This window comes from Enterobacter asburiae, assembly GCF_024599655.1.
GTDB lineage: Bacteria > Pseudomonadota > Gammaproteobacteria > Enterobacterales > Enterobacteriaceae > Enterobacter > Enterobacter asburiae_D.
Window position 1 is genome coordinate 2,059,675 of record NZ_CP102247.1, and the last position, 24,435, is coordinate 2,084,109.

The 24,435-nt window shown below is 59.8% G+C and carries 20 protein-coding genes; all 20 read left to right on the forward strand.

Features of this window, described 5'->3' with window-relative positions:
• Window positions 1–12 precede the first annotated feature (12 nt).
• The 20 genes from tssJ to NQ230_RS09820 all read left to right on the forward strand — a co-directional run bounded on the left by tssJ (window position 13) and on the right by NQ230_RS09820 (window position 24,435).
• Window positions 13–516: a type VI secretion system lipoprotein TssJ gene (tssJ, locus tag NQ230_RS09725; RefSeq protein WP_257260942.1), complete on the forward strand. Its 504-nt coding sequence runs from the start codon at window positions 13–15 to the stop codon at window positions 514–516.
• Window positions 517–544: 28 nt separating this feature from the next.
• Window positions 545–1,888, forward strand: coding sequence for a type VI secretion system baseplate subunit TssK (tssK, locus tag NQ230_RS09730; protein WP_257260944.1), 1,344 nt, complete (start codon window positions 545–547; stop codon window positions 1,886–1,888).
• Between the two features lie 17 nt (window positions 1,889–1,905).
• On the forward strand, window positions 1,906–3,144 hold the full coding sequence (locus tag NQ230_RS09735) for a DotU family type VI secretion system protein (protein ID WP_257260946.1): 1,239 nt from the start codon (window positions 1,906–1,908) through the stop codon (window positions 3,142–3,144).
• 2 nt (window positions 3,145–3,146) lie between these two features.
• Window positions 3,147–6,767: a type VI secretion system membrane subunit TssM gene (tssM, locus tag NQ230_RS09740; RefSeq protein WP_257260947.1), complete on the forward strand. Its 3,621-nt coding sequence runs from the start codon at window positions 3,147–3,149 to the stop codon at window positions 6,765–6,767.
• A gap of 16 nt (window positions 6,768–6,783) precedes the next feature.
• On the forward strand, window positions 6,784–7,500 hold the full coding sequence (tagF, locus tag NQ230_RS09745) for a type VI secretion system-associated protein TagF (protein ID WP_257260949.1): 717 nt from the start codon (window positions 6,784–6,786) through the stop codon (window positions 7,498–7,500).
• Between the two features lie 11 nt (window positions 7,501–7,511).
• Window positions 7,512–8,528: a type VI secretion system protein TssA gene (gene tssA, locus NQ230_RS09750; RefSeq protein WP_121424102.1), complete on the forward strand. Its 1,017-nt coding sequence runs from the start codon at window positions 7,512–7,514 to the stop codon at window positions 8,526–8,528.
• Between the two features lie 75 nt (window positions 8,529–8,603).
• Entirely contained in the window at window positions 8,604–9,128 is a 525-nt protein-coding gene (tssB, locus tag NQ230_RS09755) for a type VI secretion system contractile sheath small subunit (RefSeq protein ID WP_008502644.1), read from the forward strand.
• A 3-nt stretch (window positions 9,129–9,131) separates the two neighbouring features.
• Complete coding sequence (tssC, locus tag NQ230_RS09760; RefSeq protein ID WP_023336028.1) at window positions 9,132–10,631, forward strand: type VI secretion system contractile sheath large subunit; 1,500 nt, start codon at window positions 9,132–9,134, stop codon at window positions 10,629–10,631.
• A 374-nt stretch (window positions 10,632–11,005) separates the two neighbouring features.
• The gene (locus NQ230_RS09765; protein WP_063143858.1) at window positions 11,006–11,488 is read left to right on the forward strand and encodes an Hcp family type VI secretion system effector; all 483 of its coding nucleotides are present in this window, start codon (window positions 11,006–11,008) and stop codon (window positions 11,486–11,488) included.
• A 58-nt stretch (window positions 11,489–11,546) separates the two neighbouring features.
• The gene (locus tag NQ230_RS09770; RefSeq protein ID WP_121424099.1) at window positions 11,547–12,038 is read left to right on the forward strand and encodes a type VI secretion system amidase effector protein Tae4; all 492 of its coding nucleotides are present in this window, start codon (window positions 11,547–11,549) and stop codon (window positions 12,036–12,038) included.
• Complete coding sequence (locus NQ230_RS09775) at window positions 12,035–12,388, forward strand: T6SS amidase immunity protein Tai4 family protein (protein WP_257260951.1); 354 nt, start codon at window positions 12,035–12,037, stop codon at window positions 12,386–12,388. Before NQ230_RS09770 ends, NQ230_RS09775 begins: the two co-directional genes overlap by 4 nt.
• Before the next feature lie 86 nt (window positions 12,389–12,474).
• Complete coding sequence (tagH, locus tag NQ230_RS09780) at window positions 12,475–14,238, forward strand: type VI secretion system-associated FHA domain protein TagH (RefSeq protein WP_257260952.1); 1,764 nt, start codon at window positions 12,475–12,477, stop codon at window positions 14,236–14,238.
• A complete protein-coding gene (locus tag NQ230_RS09785; protein WP_014884226.1) occupies window positions 14,235–15,032 on the forward strand; it encodes a PP2C family protein-serine/threonine phosphatase in 798 nt (265 codons plus the stop codon). The genes tagH and NQ230_RS09785 overlap by 4 nt, the downstream gene beginning before the upstream one ends.
• 16 nt (window positions 15,033–15,048) lie before the next feature.
• Window positions 15,049–16,047, forward strand: a complete 999-nt coding sequence (locus tag NQ230_RS09790; RefSeq protein ID WP_257260954.1) for a hypothetical protein — start codon at window positions 15,049–15,051, stop codon at window positions 16,045–16,047.
• 9 nt (window positions 16,048–16,056) lie between these two features.
• Window positions 16,057–16,869, forward strand: a complete 813-nt coding sequence (locus tag NQ230_RS09795; protein WP_257260955.1) for a type VI secretion system accessory protein TagJ — start codon at window positions 16,057–16,059, stop codon at window positions 16,867–16,869.
• Entirely contained in the window at window positions 16,862–17,425 is a 564-nt protein-coding gene (tssE, locus tag NQ230_RS09800) for a type VI secretion system baseplate subunit TssE (RefSeq protein ID WP_063143864.1), read from the forward strand. The genes NQ230_RS09795 and tssE overlap by 8 nt, the downstream gene beginning before the upstream one ends.
• A gap of 2 nt (window positions 17,426–17,427) precedes the next feature.
• Complete coding sequence (tssF, locus tag NQ230_RS09805; protein WP_193940711.1) at window positions 17,428–19,299, forward strand: type VI secretion system baseplate subunit TssF; 1,872 nt, start codon at window positions 17,428–17,430, stop codon at window positions 19,297–19,299.
• A complete protein-coding gene (gene tssG, locus NQ230_RS09810; RefSeq protein WP_121424085.1) occupies window positions 19,296–20,339 on the forward strand; it encodes a type VI secretion system baseplate subunit TssG in 1,044 nt (347 codons plus the stop codon). Before tssF ends, tssG begins: the two co-directional genes overlap by 4 nt.
• A 34-nt stretch (window positions 20,340–20,373) precedes the next feature.
• Window positions 20,374–22,989, forward strand: coding sequence for a type VI secretion system ATPase TssH (tssH, locus tag NQ230_RS09815; protein ID WP_257260957.1), 2,616 nt, complete (start codon window positions 20,374–20,376; stop codon window positions 22,987–22,989).
• Window positions 22,990–23,013: 24 nt separating this feature from the next.
• Window positions 23,014–24,435, forward strand: a complete 1,422-nt coding sequence (locus tag NQ230_RS09820) for a serine/threonine protein kinase (protein WP_159514389.1) — start codon at window positions 23,014–23,016, stop codon at window positions 24,433–24,435.

A 24,435-nucleotide genomic window follows, 5' to 3' on the forward strand; every position in this document is an offset into this window, starting at 1 on the left:
GAGCGCATTTTTATGAATAATAAAAATTTTCATAAGCTGTGGTTATTCTTTTACGCGGTGATTTTCGCCCTGGTCAGTGGTTGTACGTCGTCTTCACACAGCGACCCCTCCCGCTACAATCTGCAGTTTCAGGCTCATCCACAAATCAATGAATCTGCGCCGCTTAAGGTCCGGGTGCTGCTGCTGAAATCCGATGCGGATTTCATGTCCAGCGACTTCTACTCCCTGCAGAACAACGCGTCAGCCACGCTTGGCGCGAATCTGCTGAACAGCGACGTGTTCTTCCTGATGCCGGGACAGCTGTCCAAAACCCTCAGCGGGCAAAGCTCTCCGGAGGCCCGCTACATCGGCGTGATGGCGGAATATCAGGCGCTGGATGGCAAAAAATGGCGCGTTTCACTCCCTCTGCCTGTGCCTGGCGAAAATCATATCTACCAGTTCTGGAAATGGTCCGCTGATGAACTTCAGGCCAACGTTTTTCTCGACGTGAACGGCATTCGGGTCATCAGCCAGTAACGTGCTTCAAAACAGGAAACACATCATCATGACGAAAGCAGAAAAGGTCGTCTGGACCGAAGGCATGTTCCTGCGTCCACACCATTTTCAGCGGACTGAAAGTTATCTGCTCAACCATGTTCGTGAATGGGGTGCGCTACAGCGGTCATATCTCTGGGGCTTTCTTGACGTTGAACTGGATGAAGCGATGCTTCGTCAGGGATGCATTGCCCTGAGCTACTGCAGCGGCCTGCTGCCGGACGGCACCTTTTTCCAGGTGCGTAACGGGCGCAACGGCCCTGCGCCGCTGAAAATTCCTGACAATCTCACCAACGAAAAGGTGGTGCTCGCGCTGCCGGTTCGTCGTGGCGAGAGAGAAGAGGTGATTTTTAGCGAAGAGCCGGCCTCGCTGGCGCGCTTCATCGCTTTCGAGCAAGAGGTGGAAGACGACAACGCCATGTCGGTGGGGGATGCCACCGTCCAGTTTGGTCGTCTGCGTCTGACCCTGATGCTGGAAAAAGACCTCACGGCAGAATGGACCGCCATCGGCGTGGCGTTTGTGACAGAGAAACGTAACGACAATCACGTGCGGCTCGACAACAGCTACATCCCGCCGATGCTCAACGCCAACAACAGCCCGCAGATCTACAGCATGATCAACGATCTGCACGGTCTGCTGGTGCAGCGCAGCCAGCAGATTGGCGGTCGTTTACGCCAGCCCGGCCGCTTTAATACCTCCGAACTGATTGAGTTCACGCTGCTGTCGCTGGTTAACCGTCATCTGGGCGAGGTTTCACATTTAAAAATCCTCCCGCTGCTGCATCCGGAAACGCTCTGGCGCAGTTGGCTGCCGTTTGCGACCGAGCTCGCCACCTGGACGTCCCAGCGTACCGCCGAAAGCGTGCTGCCGATTTACGATCATGACGATCTGGCAAACTGCTTCAGCAAGCTGATGCTGATGCTGCGTCAGGGGCTGTCGCTGGTGATGGAAGACCACGCGATCCAGCTGCCGCTTAACGAACGCTCCCACGGCCTGAACATCGCCACGGTGCCTGAAACCAGCATGGTGCGTGAGTTCGGCTTCGTGCTGGCGGTTAAAGCCAACGTGCCAGGCGAACACCTGCAAACCCATTTCCCGGCGCAGATGAAGGTCGCGCCGGTCTCGAAAATCCGCGATCTGGTTCAGCTTCAGCTGCCGGGCATTATGCTGCGCGCCATGCCGGTCGCGCCGCCGCAGATCCCGTGGCATGCAGGCTACAGCTACTTTGAACTGGAGAAGGGAAGCGAGCTGTGGCACGAGATGGATAAGTCCGGCGCATTTGCCCTGCATCTTGCAGGGGAATTCCCGGGGCTGGATATGGAGTTTTGGGCCATCCGTAGCCCGACAGAATAATAAAGCGAGCGCTTAATATGCAGGAACGACAGGACACCGGCAGTGATGCCGCGTTTACCGGAGCCAGTAGCAACAATCAGCTGGTGGCGGCCGCCAATCCGCTGCTCAATGCGATTCCGCAGATCCGTCATTCGGTCTCCCATGACGATCAGGTGGCGTTACGCCAGCGTCTGATCGATGAGATTCGCCGTTTCGAAGTCCGCTGCCAGCAGGCGGGGCTGCCCTACGAAGTGATCGTTGGGGCACGTTACTGCCTGTGTACGGCGCTCGATGAGGCCGCCGCGCTCACCCCCTGGGGCAGCAGCGGCGTCTGGTCAAGCAACGGTCTGCTGGTGACGTTCCACAACGAAACCTGGGGCGGCGAGAAGTTCTTCCAGCTGCTGGCGCGCCTGTCTCAGAACCCGCGCGAGCATATTCTGCTGCTGGAGATGATCAACTACTGCCTGCTGCTTGGCTTCGAAGGACGCTATCGGGTGCTGGATAATGGCCGCACCCAGCTTGAAACCATCAAGCAGCGCCTGTGGCAGATGATCCGCGGCGTGCGCGGCAGCTATCCGCCGCCGCTTTCTCCCCATCCGGAAGATCGTCCGGTGCTGCGCAAGCTCTGGCGGCCGATGGTTCCCCTGTGGGCCTGCGTGGCGCTGGCCGGGTTTATCGCCTGCCTGTTTTATATCGTGCTTAACTGGCGGCTTGGCGATAACACCAACCCGGTGCTGGCGAAGATTTATCAGTCCCAGCTGCCGGAAACCACTATTCAGCAACCGGCCCGTCAGCTACCGGCGGTGCTGAACCTGCGCGGCTTCCTGAAGCCTGAAATCGAGGCTGGCCTGGTCGCGGTGAAAGACGAAGCGGACCGCAGCGTCGTTATCCTGAAGGGCGACGGGCTGTTTGCCTCTGCCTCTACCGTCGTGCGTGACCGCTATGAGCCGGTCATCAACCGCATCGCGCAGGCGATGAATAACGTCAGCGGCAAAATTCTGGTGGTGGGCTACAGCGACAACGTGCCGATCCGCAGCGCGCGCTTTGCCTCTAACTATGAACTCTCTCTGGAACGCGCCCGCTCGGTACAGAAAATGCTGCAGGGAAACCTCTCTCAGCCTGGCCGCGTGAAAGCGGAAGGGCGGGGCGAGATCAACCCGGTGGCGCCGAACACGACGCCTGAAAATCGCGCCCGTAACCGCCGTGTGGAAATTACTCTGCTGGTGTCGCCTGAAAACACTCAGGCTGAGCTGAACGGATTGCCGCAAGGAAACTAAGGATGCTGACTACACTTCTTTCCATTTTGACCAACCGCATTCTGTGGAGCTTCCTCGGCGTAACGGCGCTTGCGGCGGTGATCTGGATGATTGGTCCTCTGTTGTCCATCGTGGACACCCGACCGCTTGAGTCTGAACAGAACCGTATTATCAGCATTGCCGTGGTCTATCTGCTCTGGGCGCAGGGCCACATTCTGCCGCGCCTGTACAATGCCTGGCTGAACCGCAAGCTGATGGACAAGCTCAAAGAGAATACCGCCAGCCCGGAAGCCGCGGATCCGCAGAAGCGACTGAACAGCGAGGAGCAGATCCTCGCCAGCCGCTTTGATGAAGCCGCGCAGATGCTGAAAAAAGCGCACTTCAGCAAGGCGGGCCAGGGCGCCCAGTGGACGCAGCGCTTCAGCACGCAATATCTCTATCAGCTGCCGTGGTACGTCATTATCGGCGCGCCGGGCTCCGGTAAAACCACGGCGCTGGTCAATTCCGGGCTGCAGTTCCCGCTGGCCGACCGTTTCGGTAAGACCGCGCTGCGGGGCATTGGCGGCACGCGTAACTGCGACTGGTGGTTCACCAATGAGGCGGTGCTGCTGGACACGGCGGGTCGCTATACCACCCAGGAAAGCGAGCAGGTGCAGGACGCCGGCGAATGGCTGGAGTTCATGGGGTTACTGCGTAAGTATCGCCGCCGCCAGCCGATCAACGGCGTCATCATCACCATCAGCATTTCTGACCTGCTCACCCAGTCCGCCGAGGCGTCCCGTCAGCAGGCGGTGAACCTGCGTCAGCGTCTGTCCGAGCTGCATGAACAGCTGGGTATCCGCTTCCCGGTGTACGTGATGGTGACCAAGGCCGACCTGCTTAAAGGCTTCCGCGCCTGGTTTGCCGACTACGACAAAGCGCAGCGCGAACAGATCTGGGGCTTTACCCTGCCGTGGGAGCAAACCAAACACGCCGATTACGACCTGATGGGCAACTTCCAGCAGGAGTTTTCTCTGCTCCAGCAGCGTCTCGATGCCGGGCTGCCGGAAACCATGCTGAAAGAGCATGACGCGAAAACCCGCGCGGAGGCGTATCTCTTCCCGCAGGAGTTCGCCGCGCTGCGTCCGCTGCTGGCGGACTACCTGAGCACGGTCTTTGCCCGCTCCAACTTCGAAACCGAGTTCTCTCCGCGCGGGATCTACTTCGCCAGCGGGACTCAGGAAGGCATGCCGTTCGACCGCGTGATGGGCGAACTGAACCGCGCGCTGTCGCTGCCGGAAGGGGGGGAGGCGGATAACTGGGATTCGGTCAGCAAAGAAGCGCCTATCCCGGGTGCTAAAGGTCAGAGTTTCTTCATTAAGAACCTGCTGCAAAACGTCATCTTCCAGGAAGCCGGGATCGCGGGCGAAAACCGCTGGTGGGAGCTGCGCAACCGGGCGGTGATCTGGTCCGGCTACGCGGCGCTGCTGGCCCTGCTGGCGATCCTCGGCGGTCTGTGGCTGACCAGCTATGCCAAAAACAAAACCTATCTGGCGGAGGTGGATGCGAAGGTGCCGCTGCTGGACCAGCAGAGCAAGGCGTTACAGAACCAGCCGCAGCGTGACCTGTTCGATCTGCTGCCGCTGCTGAATGGTCTGGTCGACCTGCCGAAAAGCGACGCGTTTGATGTCAACGATCCGCCAGTTTCCCGCCGTATGGGGCTCTATCGCGGGGATGACGTCAGCGATGCCGCGCAGTCTCTTTACCAGAAAGCGCTGGATCAGATGCTGTTGCCAGCCGTCGCCATGCACATCACTACTTGGCTTCGCAACGACAACGGCAGCGATGTGGAATACAGCTATGAAGCGCTGAAAGCCTATCAGATGCTGTATCAGCCGAAGCGCTATGATGGCAAATTCCTGCATTCGTGGGTGATGCTCAATCTGCAGCGAAATCTGCCGCAGAACGTCACGAAGGCGCAGCTGCAGCAGCTTGAATGGCACCTGACGCAGCTGCTGGAACCGAAAATTCAGGCCTCGCCGTACGCGCAGGATGAATCTCTGGTTGCCCGCGAAAGAGCGATGATCAATAAGCAGCCGCTCTCCACGCGCGTATACGGTCGTCTCAAACGCCTGCTGGAACATGATGACAACCTGAAGCCGGTCTCCCTTTCCGACCTTGGCGGACCGCAGAGCGAGCTGGTGTTTTCACGCAAAAGCGGCAAGCCGGTGAGCGAAGGCGTACCGGGTCTGTATACGCCGGACGGCTACTGGAAAAGCTTTAACGGCCAGATTGACAGCGTAACCACCGCCCTGCACGAGGACGACGCCTGGGTGCTGGGGGCCGCCACGGCGCAGGAGGATAAACAGCAGATCGATAACGCCGTGCGCCAGCTCTACATGCGCGACTTTATCGCTAACTGGGATCGCTTTCTCGCTGACATTCAGCTCAATAACAGCGCCGATCTTTCCCAGCGCATCAACACCGCGCGCCTGCTCTCCGGCGCAAACTCGCCGCTGCGCCGTCTGGTGCAGAACCTGAGCCAGGTCCTGACGCTGTCACGCAATGCGCCAGCGCCCGAAGATGCGGGTAAAGCGCAGGCGCAGAGCAACCGCGCCACCCGCACGCTGGAAGCCCTGTTCAGCAACAATGACGCTGCGCCGACCCAGGCCGCCGTGGTCACCCAGGCGCCGGAACAGCTGGTGACCGACCACTATGCGCCGATGATTGAGCTGGCGCAGCCGCTGGAGAAGGGCGGGAAAACCATCGTGTTTGATGATTTTCTCAAGCAGGTGGATGAGCTCTATCGCTACCTGACCGCCGTTCAGGACGCGGCCAACAGCGGTATGCCGGCACCGGGCGGCGAGGCGATCAGCCGTCTGCAGGCCAGCGCCGGTCGCCTGCCGGGCGGTCTGCAAACCATGTTCAGCAATATGGCGGTGGGCGCCAGCAGCGATACCCAGCGCCGTGACCTGGAAAACGTGCGTAAGCGGATTAACGTTGAGGTGGGTGGATTCTGCCGTCAGGCGATTGCCGGTCGCTACCCGCTGGTGCGCAGCGCCAGCACCGAGGTCACCCCTGACGATCTCGCGCGCATGTTTGCGCCGGGAACCGGGCTGATGGACGCTTTCTTCCGCGACAATCTGACCAATAAAGTGGATACCACGCAGGCAAACTGGCGCTTTATGCCGGGCATCGACGGTAAAACGCTGCCGGGAAGTGAAGGGCTGCTGAGGCCGTTCCAGCAGGCCCAGTCGATTCGCGACGCCTTCTTTGCTAATGGCGCCACGACGCCGTCCTTTAAAGTGACGGTTCGCACCGTGCGAATGGATAACACCATTCTGAACCTGACGCTGGACGTTGACGGCCAGCTGCTGCGCTACAGCCACGGTCCGCAGGCCGTGCAGATCATGAACTGGCCGGGGCCGGGCGGCACCAACCAGGTCCGCATGCAGCTGGGGCTGGCTAACGGCAGCACGGCGACGCTGGTCACCAACGGCGCCTGGGCGCTCAACCGCTTCTTCGATAAAGCGAGCACCAGCCCGGGCGCGGGTAGCCTGAGCCGTCAGGCCACCTTCAGCGTCGACGGACATCAGGTCACGCTGGAGTTTGCGCCTAACAGCATACGTAACCCGTTCCAGCTTCCCCGTTTCTCATGCCCATAACCGCAAGGACAGCCGTATGACGAATACCCCTGCGATGAACCGCTACAGCTGGTATGGCAAGTTACCCAGCGCCGGAGATTTTTTGCAGCGTCGCTTTCCTGACACTTTACAGCGCCAGTGGTCACACTGGTTCCAGGTCGGTCTGCTGGCCTGGCAGCAGGAAGAACAGCGCAGCGGCGAGCGCCAGTTCCAGAAAGCGCCAGTCTGGAATTATGTGGTACCGCCTATGCTGGGCAGCCAGATGATCCAGATGGGCTGTCTGCTGCCCGGCCGCGACAGCGTTGGCCGACAGTACCCGGTTTGCCTTCAGCAGAGCTTCGCTCCGTCAGAGTGGTCGACCAGCCTGCTCAGCCAGGCCGAAAGCTGGTACCAGCAGATTGGGCGCCTGGGGCTACACGCGGTGCGCAACAGTTTTTCCGCCTCGCAGCTGGATGAGATGCTGATGACCATTCCGGCACCGCAGCCCGTGGAGCCGCAAAAGCGTTCCGACATCCTTGATGTAATTGGCTATGACGAGGATGGCCAGAGCACGCTGGGCTGGCCTCAGGCGGCGGAGTGTTTTGATCCGCTCCGTCAGACCAGCTACTGGTGGACCAACCGCTGCGACGGTTACCCGCTCTACACCCACGTGCACAGCGGTAACTTTACCGGGCAGCTTTTCACCCTGCTGTTCGACCCGGCAGGGGGCGCCCGTCCGGGGCGTCACGGTCTTTATCCGCCCATGTTTGAATAAGCAGGGATCTTATGAATATCGAAGAATTTCTCGCGCCAATAAGCCCCGAAAAGCCCTGCGGCGAAAACCTGGAGTACGACGCCGACTTCCAGATCATGAATCAGGCAAGTCTTGGGAAAGCGGAACAGCAGTTTGGCGACACCATTATCCCGGCAGAGCCCGCTGACTGGAACACGGTAGAAAAATTCGCCACCAGCCTGCTGACCCGCACCAAAGATCTTCGCGTACTGCTGGCGTTAACCCATGCCTGGACGCGCCGCCGCGGGCTTGCGGGCTACGCGGACGGATTATTGCTGGTGCAGGAGGCGATCGCCCGTTACTGGGAGACGCTCTATCCGCTGCTGGAAGAGTATGGCGAAACCGATCCGTTCTATCGCATTAACGCCCTGGCAGGGCTGAGCGATAAATCCGACCTCACCGTCGCCGTGCGAAACGCCTCGCTTCTGCGTTCAAACGGCGATGAAATTTCGCTCCGGGATGCTCAGGCCCTGCTGGACGGCAGCAAGACGGAATGTCCGGACTATCCCGGCGGTCGTCCACGGCTGATTGACGAACTGGCCCGCGGCGACCAGCCGGGAACCGCCGCGGTTATCGTCATTAACGAACGTCTGCTGGCGATTCGCGAGCTGCTCACCGGGCATCTCGGTGAAAGCGGCGTGCCTGAGATGGAGCAGCTGCTGAAAACCGTCGGACTGGTCGCCAGCGCGTGTCAGGTGACCGACATCAGCAAGCTGCTGCCGAGCCGTGAGGCGCAGGCAGAACCACAGGCCGAGCAGCAGTCGGCGTCAGCGCAGCCCGCTCAGCCGGTCACCGACTGGCGCAGCGTGCAGGTCACCAGCCGCGCCGACGCGCAGCTGATGCTGGAAAAAGCGAAGCAGTATTTTGCGCAGTACGAACCGAGCCACCCCGCACCGCTGATGATTGAACGGGTGCAGCGGCTGTCAGAACTTAACTTTATGGACATTATTCGCGACCTGGCGCCAGACGGCGTTAACCAACTTGAAAACATCTTTGGGCGCCGCGAATAACGCGTCCAGGCATTATGACGACAGGCATGGAGCCTGCCGTTTCACCTTCACCGCGCATCTTTGATGGAGAACATCATGGCAATGAGTAACAGTGGGCAGAAATTCATCGCACGTAACCGTGCCCCCCGCGTGCAGATCGAGTACGACGTAGAGATCTACGGTGCAGAACGTAAGATTCAGCTGCCGTTTGTGATGGGCGTCATGGCCGATCTGGTCGGCAAACCGGTGGAAAATCTGCCGGCCGTCGACGAGCGTAAGTTCCTCGAAATCGACATCGACAACTTTGACGAACGCATGAAGGCGCTGAAGCCGCGCGTGGCGTTCCAGGTGGATAACACCCTGACCGGCGAAGGCAAGCTCAATGTTGATCTGACCTTCGACAGCATGGACGACTTCCTGCCGGATGCGGTGGCCCGCAAGGTTGAGCCGCTGAACAAGCTGCTGGAAGCACGTACCCAGCTCTCCAACCTGCTGACCTATATGGACGGCAAAAACGGTGCGGAAGAGCTGATCGCTAAAATTCTGCAGGATCCGACGCTGCTCAAATCCCTGAGCCAGTTGCCGAAAAATGACGAAAGCGCGAAAGGTAGCGAGGAATAATCGATGAGCAACCAGACTCAACAACATGAGCAGCAGGCGGGTCAGGCGTTCAGCCAGGATGAGTTCAGCGCGCTGCTGAACAAAGAGTTCCGCCCGAAAACCGATCAGGCCCGTTCAGCCGTAGAAAGCGCGGTCAAAACCCTGGCGCAGCAGGCGCTGGAAAATACCGTCACCTTCTCCAATGATACCTACCGCACCATTCAGAACCTGATTGCCGGTATCGACGAGCAGCTGTCGCAGCAGGTGAACCAGATCATTCACCACGACGAGTTTCAGAAGCTGGAGAGCGCCTGGCGCGGTCTGAGCTACCTGGTGAATAACACTGAAACCGACGAGATGCTGAAGATCCGCTTTATGAGCATCTCCAAGCAGGAGCTGGGCCGCACCCTGAAGCGGTTCAAGGGCGTGGGCTGGGACCAGAGCCCGATCTTCAAGAAAATCTACGAGCAGGAGTACGGTCAGTTCGGCGGCGAGCCGTTTGGCTGCATCGTGGGCGACTACTACTTCGACCACAGCCCGCAGGATGTTGAGCTGCTGGGCGAAATGGCGCGCATCGGCTCTGCGGCGCACTGTCCGTTTATCACCGGTACCGCACCGGGCGTGATGCAGATGGAGTCCTGGCAGGAGCTGGCTAACCCGCGCGACCTGACCAAGATCTTCCAGAACACCGAATACGCGGCCTGGCGTTCACTGCGTGAATCCGAAGATGCCCGCTATCTGGGCCTGGTGATGCCGCGCTTCCTGTCGCGCCTGCCGTACGGCATTCGCACCAACCCGGTCGACAGCTTTGATTTCGAAGAGCAGACCGACGGCGCGAACCACAACAGCTACTCCTGGGCGAACGCCGCGTACGCGATGGCCGCCAACATCAACCGCTCATTCAAAGAGTACGGCTGGTGCACCTCGATTCGCGGCGTGGAGTCCGGCGGGGCGGTGGAAAACCTGCCGTGCCACACCTTCCCGAGCGATGACGGCGGCGTGGACATGAAGTGCCCGACCGAGATCGCCATCAGCGACCGTCGTGAAGCCGAGCTGGCGAAAAACGGCTTTATGCCGCTGGTTCACCGCAAAAACTCCGACTTTGCCGCCTTCATCGGCGCGCAGTCGCTGCAGAAACCGGCTGAGTACCATGACCCGGATGCCACCGCTAACGCGCGTCTGGCCTCTCGTCTGCCGTACCTGTTCGCCTGCTGCCGCTTTGCCCACTACCTGAAGTGCATCGTGCGCGACAAAATCGGCTCCTTCCGCGAGCGCGAAGAGATGGAGCGCTGGCTGAACGACTGGGTAATGAACTACGTGGACGGTGACCCGGCGAACTCTTCTCAGGAGACCAAGTCCCGCAAACCGCTGGCGGCTGCGGAAGTGCAGGTGCAGGAAATTGAAGACAACCCGGGCTACTACGCCGCGAAGTTCTTCCTGCGTCCGCACTACCAGCTGGAAGGTCTGACCGTTTCCCTGCGTCTGGTTTCTAAACTGCCGTCGCTGAAGACGAAAGACGCGTAAAAGCGTCAGACTGCTGACAACGTGCGTTTAGTGAGTTTCGCCCGGCGGCGCTACGCTTGCACGGGCCTACGATGAAACGTGCAATCTATTGATATCGTTGCTCAATGTAGGCCGGGTAAGCACAGCGCCACCCGGCAAGAAAGACGGCTAAATTGTTAATGCTGTCCTTAACAGGTTCCAGAATAACGCACGGTAATAATGACTTCACATTCCTTCCGTTATTTCGAAGGAATGTAAGACTGTCAAATGACACGGGTCATTTGATGTGAGGCAGAGGTAAAATATGGACGGTTTTATTCAGCCCCATGCTTTCCTGTTTGCCATATAAGTGCTTTTTCGAAAGCAATATTGTTCATCCACGAAGAGTAGATATTATGGCTATTGATATGTTTCTGAAGGTCGAGGGTGTTACGGGCGAATCTAAAGATTCTAACCACACCGGCTGGACTGATATTACCTCCTTCTCCTGGGGCGCTTCCCAGCCAGGTAATATGAGCGTTGGCGGTGGCGGCGGTGCCGGTAAAGTTAACTTTAACGACCTGCACGTAAACGCGCTGATCGACAAATCCACCACAGCTGTCCTGAAACACTGCGCCAGCGGTAAACACCTGACTAAAGTTGAGCTGTCCGTCTGTAAAGCCGGCGGCCAGCAGGTGGAATACTCCCGCATTACGCTGGAAGATGTGCTGGTCACTTCTGTTCAGTACACCGGTGCAGACAACGGCGATACCGTTGGTGTGACCTATGCATTCCAGGCTGCGAAAGTGAAACAGCAGTACTGGGAGCAGACCACTTCTGGTGGTAAAGGTGCTGAAAGCAGCGCTGGCTGGAACATCAAAGAAAACAAAGAAGCATAATAATAGTGGGCCCGAAAGGGCTCACTTTATCCTGAGCTTCTTATCAAGGAGAAATGAGATGTCTCAAATGCGTCCTGCTTTTGGCGCCGCCTGGAACCGATTCAGAGAAGTGAACGTAAACGTAGAACAGGTTGGCAAGTTATTGGGTGGAAAAGTTCAGCATAATATCGACGCCGGTATTTTTAAAAATGCCTGCCCAATACGTATGAGCTACGTCTTGAATTATTGTGGCATTCCGATTCCTTCTAATAGCAAATATGCGACAGTGACCGGAAACGACAAAAAGCGCTATATGTTCCGCGTTAAAGATATGATTGCATTTCTACCCACGGTACTGGGCAATGCAGATATGTCAGTCTCTTCCCCAACGCCTGCCCAATTTGCTGGTAAGCAAGGTATTATCATCTTTACCGGTCACGGCTGGAGCGATGCAACCGGGCATGTAACACTCTGGAATGGAAATATTTGCTCTGATGACTGTCATTTCCTTGGTTCTCCAGGAAATGGTTCATTTATTCCTACCAACGCAACATTCTGGAGTCTGAAATGAAACGTCTACTGCTGCTCGTGTTGGCATTAAATGCCTCTGTTGCTTATGCCCAAACGCTGCCTGATATCAGCGCTTTTTCGCAGCAACAAATTTTTGAAAACTGGGTGCAAAACCGGTGTATCGGTAAGATTGCGGACAGCAAAGCCCTGAGAGCTGATGCAGAGGCCAGCGCCGCCGCCTGGCTCGAAGCAAGCGATTTGCCTGCTGAGAATTTTGAAAAAGCTGACAAGGTGATTGCTTCTCAACTGAAAGAGAAAGTGGGCGGTACTGAACCGGGTCATTATCAGGTTTTGAAGTGCAGCTTAATCGCCAATAGCGACGCGATTCGTCCGCTCAAAACGCCAGAATAGAACAGATGGAATCGGCCCCAAACGCCGCCGTTCTCGTCCCGAGAGCGGCAGCGTTTGAGCGCTAATCATACCAGCAGGAATACGCCATGCGATTCACGATTATTTCTACGAAACCCGGTCATCAGCCGCCGCAAAGCAGCTGTGATTTTTACGCCCCGGGCGGCACCATTGGGCGCGGTACGGATAACAATCTGGTGTTGCCGGACAATGACCGCACCATCTCTCGTCTGCAGGCGATTGTTCACGTGGACGCCCAGGGCGAATGCCGCGTGACCAACCGTGGTAGCGTCACCCGCGTGGTATTAAATGACATTCCGCTGGAGCGAGGGCGTCAGGTTGAACTGCAGGATGGCGACATTCTCGGTATTGATGACTACCGTATCGAAGTGACCGAACTGATCCACGATACCCAGCCCGTGAGCCGAATGGCGGCCAGCATGCATCAGCAGTCGCGTCCGACACCCGCACCCGCGACCGCTCCACAGCCGAAACCGGCGAGTGCCGCACCGCGCGGCAAGGCTGAGCCGACCGCCGTGCCAACGGAGATCTGGGATAGCCTGATGCAGGAGTTCTCCATCTCCGACAGCATCTCCAGCAACCGCACAAAACCGCAGCCTGCTGCATCGCACGATCCGTTCTCCCAGCCTGCGGCCCCGGAGCGTAACGCCGAAGATCCGCTGGCGATGTTCAACGACAGCGATCCAAAGCTCGAGCGTAAGAATGTCGACCCGGACACGCTGTTCAGCGACGAAGCGTTGTTCAAAAAAGAGAGTATTTTTGACGACGTCACCCCGTCAACGCTGGTGCCGCCGGGCGAGAATAGCCCCGTTAAGCCAGAAGAAGAGGCGACGGATGAGCTCGATCCGCTGGCCCTGTTTGGCGGTAAGGCCAGCGCGCCAGCCGCGCGTAATGACGACCCGCTCGGTCTGATGGGCGGGGCACCGTTAACCCATCCGGATGACATTGTTGACGAAAAGCCTGCGCCAGTGCCGGAACCTGCGCAGGAAGAGGACGTGCTGGCCGATTCTCCGCTGTTCGCCCCTGAGCCGCAGGAAGAACCGCGTGCTGAAGAAGAGCCCGCGCGACCGGATTACGCAGGATTCACCATGCCAACGCCACAGGCCGTTGCGCGCAGCAGCGCTCAGGCCCCGAAGGGACGCCTGCGCATAGACCCGGTCAATAACGCCGCCGCCCCAACCGCCACGGCGAACAGCGGTGAGAAGGGCGAAGTGCTGCAGGGCGAGCTGCTGGAGGCGCTGCTGGAAGGGATGGGGCTGAGCGAAATGCAGCCCGTCCCGCAGTTTGACCGTGAAAACATGCGTCAGCTGGGGCAGATCCTCGGCATGTTCTCTCAGGGAACCGTGGCGCTGCTTTCTTCGCGCTCCATTCTCAAGCGCGGCGTGAAAGCCGATATGACCATGGTGCTGGACGATGCCAACAACCCGTTCAAGCTGTTGCCGACCGGCAAAACCGTGCTGATCCAGATGTTCGGCACCCCGATGCCGGGCTTTATGCCGCCGACAAAATCCGTGCGCGACGCGCTGATCGATCTGCAGGCGCACCAGCTGGGCATGATCTCCGGTATCCGCGCCATTATTGCCGCGATGCTGCAGTCCTTTAACCCGGAACAGCTGGAAGAGCAGGCGAAGCAGAACGGGATGACCTCTCGTCTGGCGCTGCCGGGCAGCCGCAAAGCCGCCCTGTGGGACTATTTTGTACGCAGCTATGGCGAGACGGCTGGCGAGATTGAGGATGACTTCCACACCCTGTTCGGCGAGGCCTTCCTTCATGCGTACGACATGGAGGTAAATCAGTACAAAGACTCACAGAGCGGATCGGAAGACAAATGAATATCGCAACGGCTTCTCTCTCCCGCCAGGGGACGCGCGCCAGCAACCAGGATCAGACGGGAGAAACCATAGGGGAACGTTCAGCCTGCTTTGTCGTCTGCGACGGCATCGCGGGCCTGCCGGGCGGTGAGGTGGCTGCAGAGCTGGCCCGCAACAGCATCATCTCCCGCTTCGATGGCGACAAACATCTTAACGCGCAGCATATCCGCGACTACGTTCAGACGGCAAACCGCACTATCCTCAGCGAACAGCAGGCCGTGCAGGACTATCGCCGGATGGGCACGACGCTGGTCAGCCTGTTCATTGACCGTGACTACGGGCTGGCCTACTGGGCGCATGCCGGAGACAGCCGCCTGTACCTGTTTCGCCGGGGATGGCTGTGGCATGTGACCACCGACCACAGCCTGGTGCAGCAGATGAAAGATGCCGGGCACCAGACCGACAACCTGAACAGCAACCTGCTTTATCTGGCGCTGGGGATTGAAAACGGCGGGCCGGAAGCGAGCTACAGCGACGTGGTGCAGGTTGAAGACGGCGATGCCTTTTTACTGTGCACCGATGGGTTCTGGCACGGCGTCAGCGAAGAGCAAATGAAGCAGTCGCTGCATATGGTCAATACGCCGCAGGAGTGGCTGACCTTAATGAACCAAATCATTCAAAAGAATGGCGAACAGGAGGGGAATGCTCAGGATAACTATACTGCCCTGGCGGTATGGATGGGCAACCCTCAGGACACCACTTTGCTGCACACCCTCTCTGACGCAGCACAATTTCTTCCCTGCGGAACTGATTAGACACACAAGGAACGATATGAAACTTTGGCTATCGGGTTTAGCACTTCTGGCGGTCACCTCCACCGCGCAGGCTGAGAATTTCCGCATCGTGCAGTCTCCTGCGCAGAAGCTGGATATCTGGATCGACAACATTAAAGACAACACGCCGCAGAGCTGGTGTAAGCCTGAGGTGGCGCTGCGTATCGTGGCGAACGGCAAGAAAGACGTCTCCGTGCTGGAGAACTTTGTGCCGCGTCTTGGCGCACTGCTGGAACACCAGTGCAGCAAAGTGAATAAGCTTAGCTGGACGCTCAACGACCCGGCGGGTACCACGCTGGCGCAGGGCACGGCTGGCAAAGCGCAGGACTGGGCGCTGGTGGTGAAACAGGAGCAGGCCGTGCCTGCTGCGACCGTCACCGCAACCCCGGCCAGCGGCGCGTTACTGCCGCCAGACCAGAACGTGGCGTCCCGCACTGTCGCTGCTGACCGCACCCCATGGCAGGAATTTACCCTGCAGGACGGCTGCCACCTTCGGACCTTCTGGGAAGGAGGCGCGTCCGCTCCGGCGCTCTTTATTCCGGATTCTGACACCACCCGCTGCGGTAACGGCAGCTGGCTGAGCGGACACACCGTTGTTTCGCAGTCCCGCAACGGCGGACAGAAAGAGATGGCGGTGACCTACATCCATGGCTTCCCGGTGACGGGGCTGAATCAAAGCGCCGATCCTGAAAACGCGCTGATCACCTCCGTCAACAAAGAGCGCATGGTATTCAGCACGCCTAACAGTGACCAGAGCTGGATGATCCTGCCTTACGATAACACCCTGAACAGCTGGAAAAGCAACGGCACCGTAGCAGTGGAGATTTCACGTGAAATCGCCAGCGATGATGCAAAACTGCAGGCGCGCATCGCGGCGGTGAAAAAGACCTGGAGCGCCTGGGTCGCACCCGGCACGCCGCTGAATATCGTTCTGATTGACACCCTGCGTCCCCAGCTGCGCGATCCGGCCGTCGGCGCATGGCGCGCGGCGAATTAAGGAATGGCTATGAATACGCTCTATCAACGCCTGGCGGGCGAGTCGCTCAACGATGCGCTGACGCGCCTTGAGGCTGAAATCAAAGCCCGTCCGGCGGATGCCGACCTTCGCGCCGCGTTCGTGCAGTTTTTAACCCTCAGCGGCAACTGGACGCGTGCGCTGACCCAGCTGAAAAGCTGGCTGGCGCTAAAGCCTCAGGCGAAGCCTACCGTCACGCTGCTGGAGCAATCCATTCAGGGCGAGCTGCAGCGCGCGCAGGTGATGGCGGGACAGGCGCGTCCGGCCATGCCTGAAGCCCAGTGGCCGTGGCTGACTACCCTGGCCGCGGCGCTGAGCGAGGAGGGCGAACGCGCCAGGGCGCTGCGTCTGGAGGCCCTCGATCGGGCTCAGGCCACCCCCGGCCACATCACCCTCGAAAACGAGGAGACGCAGGCTTTCGAGTGGCTGATGGATGGCGACGCCCGTCTCGGCCCGGTCTGCGAAACCATCGTGAACGGCCGTTATTTCTGGCTGCCGTTTAGCGCTATCGCGGAGATCCGTTTCCAGGCGCCTGCCAGCGTGACCGATCTGGTCTGGCGTCACGCGCTGGTGCGCCTGACCGACGGTACGGAGCAGGTGTGTCAGATCCCGGCGCGTTATCCTTTTGCTGCCGATGCCACTGATGCGATCAAACTGGGCCGCACCACCGAATGGCAGCCGCTCGACGAAGACGGCACCCTTTACGAAGGGATGGGCCAGAAAGCCTGGCTGAGCGAGCAAAGCGAAAGCCCGCTGCTGTCCTTAAGCTTCGTGACGTTTGCGACGGATGGAGCCGATGAGTAATCCCGCTGGCGAAGGCGATCTGCTGCGCAGCGGCTGGCAAGCCCGCAGCAGGCAGGAGAAGGTGGGGGCGCGCGACAAAATGCAGCCCTCGCTGCTGGATCGCCTCACCGATAACGACCCGGAAAAAAAACGCGAGTCGGCCAATAGCAATCTGATCACCCACGCCGCCCTGCGCCGCAATGTGTTGCGCGATCTTCAGTGGCTGTTTAATACCATTAACCACGATGCCTCCGGCGATTTGAGCGCCTTGCCGCACGTGAACCGCTCGGTGGTCAACTTCGGCGTCGCGCCGCTGGCCGGAAAGAGAATGTCGGATATCGAATGGCACGATATCCAGCGCAAGCTCACCGAGGCCATCATCAATTTCGAACCGCGCATTTTGCCGCAGGGGCTGCAGGTCCGCTGCGTGTCGGATACCTCCTCGCTGGATCTGCACAACGTGCTCTCCATCGAGATCAAAGGGCGTCTGTGGTGCGTGCCGTACCCGCTGGAGTTTCTGTTTCGTACCGATGTCGATCTGGAAAACGGCCATTTTGAACTGAAAGATGCGGGGTAATCATGGAAAGTAAACTGCTCGAATACTACAACCGTGAGCTGGCCTACCTGCGCGAAATGGGAGCCGAGTTTGCCGAACGCTATCCTAAGGTCGCCGGGCGGCTGGGCATGCGCGGCATCGAAGTGGCGGACCCGTATACCGAACGTCTGATGGAGGGCTTCGCCTTCCTGACCTCCCGCGTGCAGATGAAAATGGACGCGGAGTTCCCGCGCTTCTCCCAGCGTTTGCTGGAGATGATTGCGCCTAACTATCTCGCGCCTACGCCGTCGATGGCGATCGCGGAGATTGAGCCCGACAGCAGCCGGGGCGACCTGAGCAAGGGCTTCATTGTGCCGCGCGGCACCATGATGGACAGCCTGGCGCTGAAAAAAACCGGCGTGACCTGCAGCTATACCACGGCGCACGAGGTCAACCTGCTGCCGCTGAAAATCGACAAGGTCGAGCTGGGCGGCGTGCCCGCCGATCTGCCGCTGGCGCAGCTGGGGCTGAGCCAGCAGGGGATCAACAGCGCCTTACGGATCCGCATCGCCTGCGACGGCCCGCAAAACCTCGGGCACCTGGATTTCGACCGCCTGGAATTTTTCCTCGGCGGTCCGGATATTGAGGCGCTGAAGCTGCTGGAGCTGGTGATGGAGCACCACGCCGGGATCGTTTGTCAGACGGTCAGCCCGCAGCCGCAGCGACAGCTGCTGGCGTCGGATGCGCTGCGCCAGGAGGGCTTTGAGCCTGACCAGGCGCTGCTTCCGGACGATCTGCGCAACTTTGACGGCTACCGCCTGCTGCAGGAGTATTTCGCCTTTCCGGCCCGTTTCCGCTTCATCAGCCTCAGCGGTCTGAGCAAGCTCATCCAGCGCTGTGAAGGCGAAAAAGCCTTCGACATCTTCATTCTGCTGGATAAGTCGGATGAACAGCTGGAGCGCGTGGTTGATGCCAGCCATCTGGCGCTGCACTGTACGCCGGTCATCAACCTGTTCCCCAAGGTCGCGGCGCGTCAGAAGCTGAATGAAGGCCAGCATGAATATCATCTGGTGGTCGATAACATCCGTCCGCTGGATTATGAAATTTACGCGGTCAAAAAAATCTATGGCAGCGCGGACGGCCAGCGTGATGACCAGACGTTTCGTCCTTTCTGGAGCACCTGGAGCGGCGACGCGGGCAACTATGGAGCCTATTTTTCTCTGCGCCGCGAACAGCGCGTGCTGTCCGAGCACGCCCTGCGCTACGGTACCCGCACCGGTTACATCGGTTCAGAGGTGTTTGTTTCGCTGGTGGATGAACAGCACGCCCCGTGGCAGGAAAACCTGCGCTATATCTCTGCCGAGGTGCTGTGCACCAGCCGCGACCTGCCGCTGATGCTGCAGCAGGAGCTCGGGCAGTTCATTATGGCCGATTCCATGCCGGTGAAATCCCTCACCCTGCGTAAAGGCCCGACGCCGCCGCGTCCGGCGCTGGCAGAAGGGTTCAGCACCTGGCGGCTCATCAGCCAGCTGCAGATGAACTATCTCAGCCTGATGGACAGCGAAAACGAAGAGGGTGCGGCCGCGCTGCGCCAGCTGTTAGGGCTGTACGCCAACCTGGCAGAAACGCCCGTTGCGCGTCAGGTGGAGGGGGTACGCCACTGCGTGCTGGAGCCGGTTCACCGCCGCGTGCCTGAACCCGGTCCGGTCGTTTTCGCCCGCGGGATCGGCATTACCCTGACGGTAGATGAGCGAGCCTTTTCCGGCGCCAGTCCGTGGCTCTTTGGCAGCGTGATGGAACGTCTCTTTGCCCGTCTGGTGTCTATCAACAGCTTTACGGAGTTCACCCTGAAGAGTCAGCAGCGCGGCGAGATTGGCTACTGGGCGCCGCGTATGGGTAAAAGGGCGCTGATATGAGTGACGCTGCCACCGCACCGCTGCGCGTGCATCGCCTGACCCGGCTGCCGGATGCGTTCTGGCACGGCGTCCGCGAGACGCCCTGGCGCTACGATCTGTTTCAGCTGCTAAGGCGCATTGATGCCCAGGGCGGCGAGCGCTACCCGCTGGGACGCGCGCCGCTGCCGAAATTTGAGCCGCTGCGCATCGGCCAGCAGCCGTCGATGAGTTTTGCGCCGTCGACGCTGGCTCAGGTACGTCAGCGGGAGGAAAGCGGGCTGCATGAGGTGTCTATCCTCAGCTTCGGCCTGTTTGGCCCGAACGGCCCGCTGCCGGTCCACATGACCGAATACGCCCGCGAGCGTATTTATCATCATCAGGACACCAGCCTCAGCGCGTTTGCCGATCTGTTCCATCACCGCCTTGCGCTGCTGTTTTACCGCGCCTGGGCGGATGCGCAGCCGGCCGTCTCTCTGGATCGCGCTGATAACAGGCGCTTTGAGGGCTACCTGGCGTCTCTGATTGGCATGGGGCAGCCGGGGCAGATGAACAAAGGCAGCCTGAGCTCGCATGCCCGCTTTACCCACGCCGGACACCTGACCCGCCACGGGCGGGACCCGGAGGGGCTGGAGAAGATCCTGCGCAACTATTTTAAAGCGCCGGTTAAGCTGGTGAGCAACGTGCCGCAGTGGATGCCGCTCTCCACGCGCGAGCAGGCGCAGCTTGGCGCAGGACGCCGCATGCCGCGCATGGGGGAATCCGCTTTTCTCGGCATTGCGGTGCGCGACGTGCAGCATAAGTTTCGCATCGACATTGGCCCGCTGAGCGCGGAGGAGTACAACCGCTTTCTGCCGGGTGAAGCGTGGGTCACCGAGCTGCGCGACTGGGTGCGTCAGTACGCCGGGGTGGAGTTTGAATGGGAAACGCGGGTGATCCTGCGTGAAGACGCGGTGCAGGGCACCACGCTCGGCAGCAATGGGCGATTAGGCTATAACACCTGGCTGGGCCTTCAGCCTCAGCCAATCCCGCGTGGCGATCTGGTGTATTGCGCAGAGCGATAATTTTTCTAACGCATTGTTATCAATGGAACCGAACATGTCAGAAATTAGCCGTGCCGTGCTTTTCGGCAAACTGGATACGCTGTTATTTACCTCTCTGGAAAGCGCCACTGCGTTCTGCAAGCTGCGCGGCAACCCCTATGTTGAGCTGGTGCACTGGCTGCATCAGCTGATGCAGCAGCAGGATGGCGATCTGCAGCAGGTCATCCGCCACTTTGCCCTTGATGAACAGCAGCTGACGCGCGATATCGTGGCGGCGCTGGATGTGCTTCCGCGCGGGGCGAGTTCCGTTTCCGATCTCTCCGAGCACATCGACAGCGCCGTGGAGCGCGCCTGGGTCTTCGGCTCGCTGAAGTTTGGCGTCAGCCGCATTCGCGGCGGCCATTTGCTGATCGGCATGCTCAAAACCTGGAACCTGGCGAACGTGCTGAAAAGCATCTCGTCACAGTTCACCCGCCTTAACGTCGAGGTGCTGATTGAGCAGTTCGACGCTATCTGCGCCAACAGCAAAGAGACGCAGCAGGCCGCTGCCGCCGTCGATGCACCGGCGGGTGCGGTTCCGGCTGCGCAGGGGACGCTGGCCCAGTACGGCCAGGACCTGACCGCCCGCGCCCGCGACGGGAAGATTGACCCGGTTGTCGGGCGCGACGAGGAGATCCGCCAGATGGTGGATATCCTGATGCGCCGCCGCCAGAACAACCCGCTGCTGACCGGGGAAGCCGGGGTCGGCAAAACGGCGGTGGTGGAAGGGCTGGCGCTGCGTATCGCCGACGGCGACGTCCCGGAGCCGCTGCAAAACATTCAGCTGTGGCTGCTGGATATCGGCATGCTGCAGGCAGGCGCAGGCATGAAAGGCGAGTTCGAGGCCCGTCTGCAGGCGTTAATCAATGAAGTGCAGTCCAGCGCCACGCCAATTATTCTGTTTATCGATGAGATCCACACCCTGATTGGCGCAGGCGGCCAGCAGGGGACCGGCGATGCGGCGAACCTGCTGAAGCCTGCCCTGGCGCGCGGACAGCTGCGCACCATCGGGGCCACCACATGGGCGGAATACAAAAAGTACATCGAGAAAGACCCGGCGCTGACCCGTCGTTTCCAGACGGTGCAGGTTCACGAGCCGGACGAAGCGAAAGCCATTCTGATGCTGCGCAGCACCGTGTCGCCGCTGGAGACGCACCATCAGGTGCTGCTGCTCGACGAAGCGGTCAGCGCGGCGGTGAAGCTGTCGCATCGCTACATCCCGGCGCGTCAGCTGCCGGATAAAGCCGTTGCGCTGCTCGACACCGCCTGCGCCCGCGTCGCGGTCAGCCAGAGCGCGCCCCCTGCGCAGCTCGAAGACTGCCTGCGCCACCTTGCCGCGCTGGACGTGGAAATTGAGATCGCTGAGCGCGAAGCGCGCGTGGGAGCCGGTGACGCCGAGCGCGTAACCGCTTTACTCGCCGAACGCGACGTGTATGAGACAAAACGCGAAGCCCTGGCCCAGCGCTGGGAAGAAGAGCGCAGCCTGGTGCAGGAGATTATTCGCCTGCGCGCCGCGCTGTTCGCGGCGGGCGAGGAAGATAGCGCCGAGCTGCGCGGCCAGCTGGCGGAACAGCAGCTGGCGCTGAACGCCCTGCAGGGTGATGAACCGCTGCTGTTTGCGGCGGTGGATGAAAACGTGGTTGCCGCGGTGGTCTCTGACTGGACCGGGATCCCGCTGGGCCGGATGGTGAAAAACGAGATCGACGCGGTACTCAACCTCGCCGACACGCTGAACCAGCGCGTTATCGGCCAGCGTCACGGTCTGGATCTTATTGCCCGCCGCGTGAAAACCTCGCGGGCGAAGCTCGACGATCCCAACAAACCGGTGGGTGTCTTTATGCTGTGCGGCCCGTCCGGCGTCGGTAAAACTGAAACCGCACTGGCGCTCGCCGAATCCCTCTACGGCGGCGAGCAGAACGTTATCACCATCAACATGAGCGAATTCCAGGAAGCGCACACCGTTTCCACCTTAAAAGGTGCGCCTCCGGGGTACGTAGGGTATGGTGAAGGCGGCGTGTTAACCGAGGCCGTGCGCCGCCGCCCGTACAGCGTGGTGCTGCTGGACGAAATTGAAAAAGCGCACCCGGACGTTCACGAAATCTTCTTCCAGGTCTTTGATAAAGGCTGGATGGAAGACGGCGAGGGGCGCCACATTGATTTCCGTAACACCATCATTATTCTGACCTCCAACGTTGGCACCGACCTGATTAGCGCCATGTGCGCCGATCCGGAGCTGATGCCGGAGCCTGAGGCGTTAAGCGGCGCCCTGCGCCAGCCGCTGCTGGAAGTATTCCCGCCGGCGCTGCTGGGCCGCCTGCTGGTGGTGCCGTACTACCCGCTCAGCGACGAGATGCTGGGGCAGATTGTTCGCCTGCAGCTCAAGCGCATTCAGCGTCGTCTGGAAGAGAATCACAGCATTATTTCTGAGTTTGACGACAGCGTGGTGGAACAGATTGTTCAGCGCTGTACCGAGGTGGAGTCCGGCGGCCGCATGGTGGACGCTATTCTGACCAACACCTTGCTGCCTCAGATGAGCCAGATATTACTTACCGCCAGCCGCAGCGACGAGCAGTACCGACGTCTGCACGTCACCTGCGATCAGGGCGAGTTTCACTGTCAGTTTGCCGCGTAATAATCATCAAGAGAACTGTAAAAGATGACGGATAATGATAACAATCGGACTGTCCCAAACGCGCTCCCGGTCGGGTACCGCTTCAACGAGTTTGAAATCAAAGAGGTGATCGGCGGCGGCGGTTTTGGCATCGTCTATCGCGCGTGGGATCACCAGCTCGAACGCACTATCGCTATCAAAGAATTTATGCCTTCCTCGCTCGCGGTGCGCGGCGACGACATGACCCTGGTGCTGCGCAGCGAGCGCTTTGGCAAAGCGTTTTCCGCAGGCCTGAACAGCTTCATTCAGGAAGCCCGTCTGCTGGCGCGCTTTAACCACCCGAACCTGCTGCACGTCCTGCGCTTCTGGGTGCAAAACGATACGGCCTACATGGGGACGCTGTTTTACAGCGGCACCACGCTTTCTCGCCTGCGCGAAGAAAAGCCGGAGCTGATCAACGAAGCCTGGATCCGCCGCACGCTGCCGATGCTGTTCGGTGCGATCAAGACCATCCACAACGAAGGCTACCTGCACCGCGACATCTCTCTGGATAACATCCAGATCCAGGATAATGGCCTGCCGGTGCTGCTTGATTTCGGCTCCGCGCGCCGCACCATCGGTAACCTCTCCGACGAAACGGAAACCATGCTGCGCCCGGGCTTTGCGCCGATTGAGCAGTACACCGACGATAACGAAAGCGAGCAGGGGCCGTGGACGGATATTTACGCCCTGGGCGCCGTGCTGCGTACCCTGATTGTGGGCTCTCCGCCGCCGGTCAGCGTGGTGCGCTCTATTCAGGATACCTGCAAACCGCTGGTGGAAATCATGCCGCAGGGCTATTCCATTCCGCTGCTGCAGGCCATCGACCGCGCGCTGGCGCTGCACATGGAGGACCGTCCGCAGTCAATCGACGAGTTCGCCGCGCTGATAGAGATGCCGGTCGCCGGGATCAACGACGTGCTGACGGCGAAAAAGCCCGGCACGATGCTGGTTCCGGTCGAAGACGAAAAACCGGCTTCGCTGCTCGACTGGCGCCGCTACAAGATCCCGGGCATGGTCGCCGCAGGCGTGCTGGTGGGTATTGTCGCCGGGGCGATGCTGTTCAGCGGCGGTAACGATGCACCTGAGCAGGCTGCACAGGCACCGGCAGAGACGCGCCCGGCTGAAACCGCCGCGAACACGCCAGACGTGAAGCCGGAAACGGCGAAGGTGAGCGAGCAGGCAACGGCCCAACAGACTCCACCGCCTGTCGACACCAGCCCGGTCGCGCTGGTTTATATCCGTATCCAGGACGGCGAAACGCTGAAAGTGAACGGCGAGCCAAAAGCACTGCGTCCGGCGACCAACGGCTATGCATCGCTCAAGCTGCCAGCCGGTGAAGTGAAGATTGAACTGCAGGGCAACGGAAGAACGCGTGGCCAGACGCTGGATATCACCAAGCCGGGCACCTGGCTGGTGAATCCTTAG

What these genes read in the sequence shown, in the direction of transcription:
- tssH (WP_257260957.1), top strand. Translation starts at nt 20,374, where the DNA reads ATGTCAGAAATTAGCCGTGCCGTGCTTTTCGGCAAACTGGATACGCTG.
- NQ230_RS09790 (WP_257260954.1), top strand. Translation starts at nt 15,049, where the DNA reads ATGAAACTTTGGCTATCGGGTTTAGCACTTCTGGCGGTCACCTCCACC.
- tagH (WP_257260952.1), top strand. Translation starts at nt 12,475, where the DNA reads ATGCGATTCACGATTATTTCTACGAAACCCGGTCATCAGCCGCCGCAA.
- tssJ (WP_257260942.1), top strand. Translation starts at nt 13, where the DNA reads ATGAATAATAAAAATTTTCATAAGCTGTGGTTATTCTTTTACGCGGTG.
- tagF (WP_257260949.1), top strand. Translation starts at nt 6,784, where the DNA reads ATGACGAATACCCCTGCGATGAACCGCTACAGCTGGTATGGCAAGTTA.
- NQ230_RS09775 (WP_257260951.1), top strand. Translation starts at nt 12,035, where the DNA reads ATGAAACGTCTACTGCTGCTCGTGTTGGCATTAAATGCCTCTGTTGCT.
- NQ230_RS09735 (WP_257260946.1), top strand. Translation starts at nt 1,906, where the DNA reads ATGCAGGAACGACAGGACACCGGCAGTGATGCCGCGTTTACCGGAGCC.
- tssG (WP_121424085.1), top strand. Translation starts at nt 19,296, where the DNA reads ATGAGTGACGCTGCCACCGCACCGCTGCGCGTGCATCGCCTGACCCGG.
- tssK (WP_257260944.1), top strand. Translation starts at nt 545, where the DNA reads ATGACGAAAGCAGAAAAGGTCGTCTGGACCGAAGGCATGTTCCTGCGT.
- tssM (WP_257260947.1), top strand. Translation starts at nt 3,147, where the DNA reads ATGCTGACTACACTTCTTTCCATTTTGACCAACCGCATTCTGTGGAGC.
- NQ230_RS09820 (WP_159514389.1), top strand. Translation starts at nt 23,014, where the DNA reads ATGACGGATAATGATAACAATCGGACTGTCCCAAACGCGCTCCCGGTC.
- tssB (WP_008502644.1), top strand. Translation starts at nt 8,604, where the DNA reads ATGGCAATGAGTAACAGTGGGCAGAAATTCATCGCACGTAACCGTGCC.
- NQ230_RS09765 (WP_063143858.1), top strand. Translation starts at nt 11,006, where the DNA reads ATGGCTATTGATATGTTTCTGAAGGTCGAGGGTGTTACGGGCGAATCT.
- tssC (WP_023336028.1), top strand. Translation starts at nt 9,132, where the DNA reads ATGAGCAACCAGACTCAACAACATGAGCAGCAGGCGGGTCAGGCGTTC.
- tssF (WP_193940711.1), top strand. Translation starts at nt 17,428, where the DNA reads ATGGAAAGTAAACTGCTCGAATACTACAACCGTGAGCTGGCCTACCTG.
- NQ230_RS09770 (WP_121424099.1), top strand. Translation starts at nt 11,547, where the DNA reads ATGTCTCAAATGCGTCCTGCTTTTGGCGCCGCCTGGAACCGATTCAGA.
- NQ230_RS09795 (WP_257260955.1), top strand. Translation starts at nt 16,057, where the DNA reads ATGAATACGCTCTATCAACGCCTGGCGGGCGAGTCGCTCAACGATGCG.
- NQ230_RS09785 (WP_014884226.1), top strand. Translation starts at nt 14,235, where the DNA reads ATGAATATCGCAACGGCTTCTCTCTCCCGCCAGGGGACGCGCGCCAGC.
- tssE (WP_063143864.1), top strand. Translation starts at nt 16,862, where the DNA reads ATGAGTAATCCCGCTGGCGAAGGCGATCTGCTGCGCAGCGGCTGGCAA.
- tssA (WP_121424102.1), top strand. Translation starts at nt 7,512, where the DNA reads ATGAATATCGAAGAATTTCTCGCGCCAATAAGCCCCGAAAAGCCCTGC.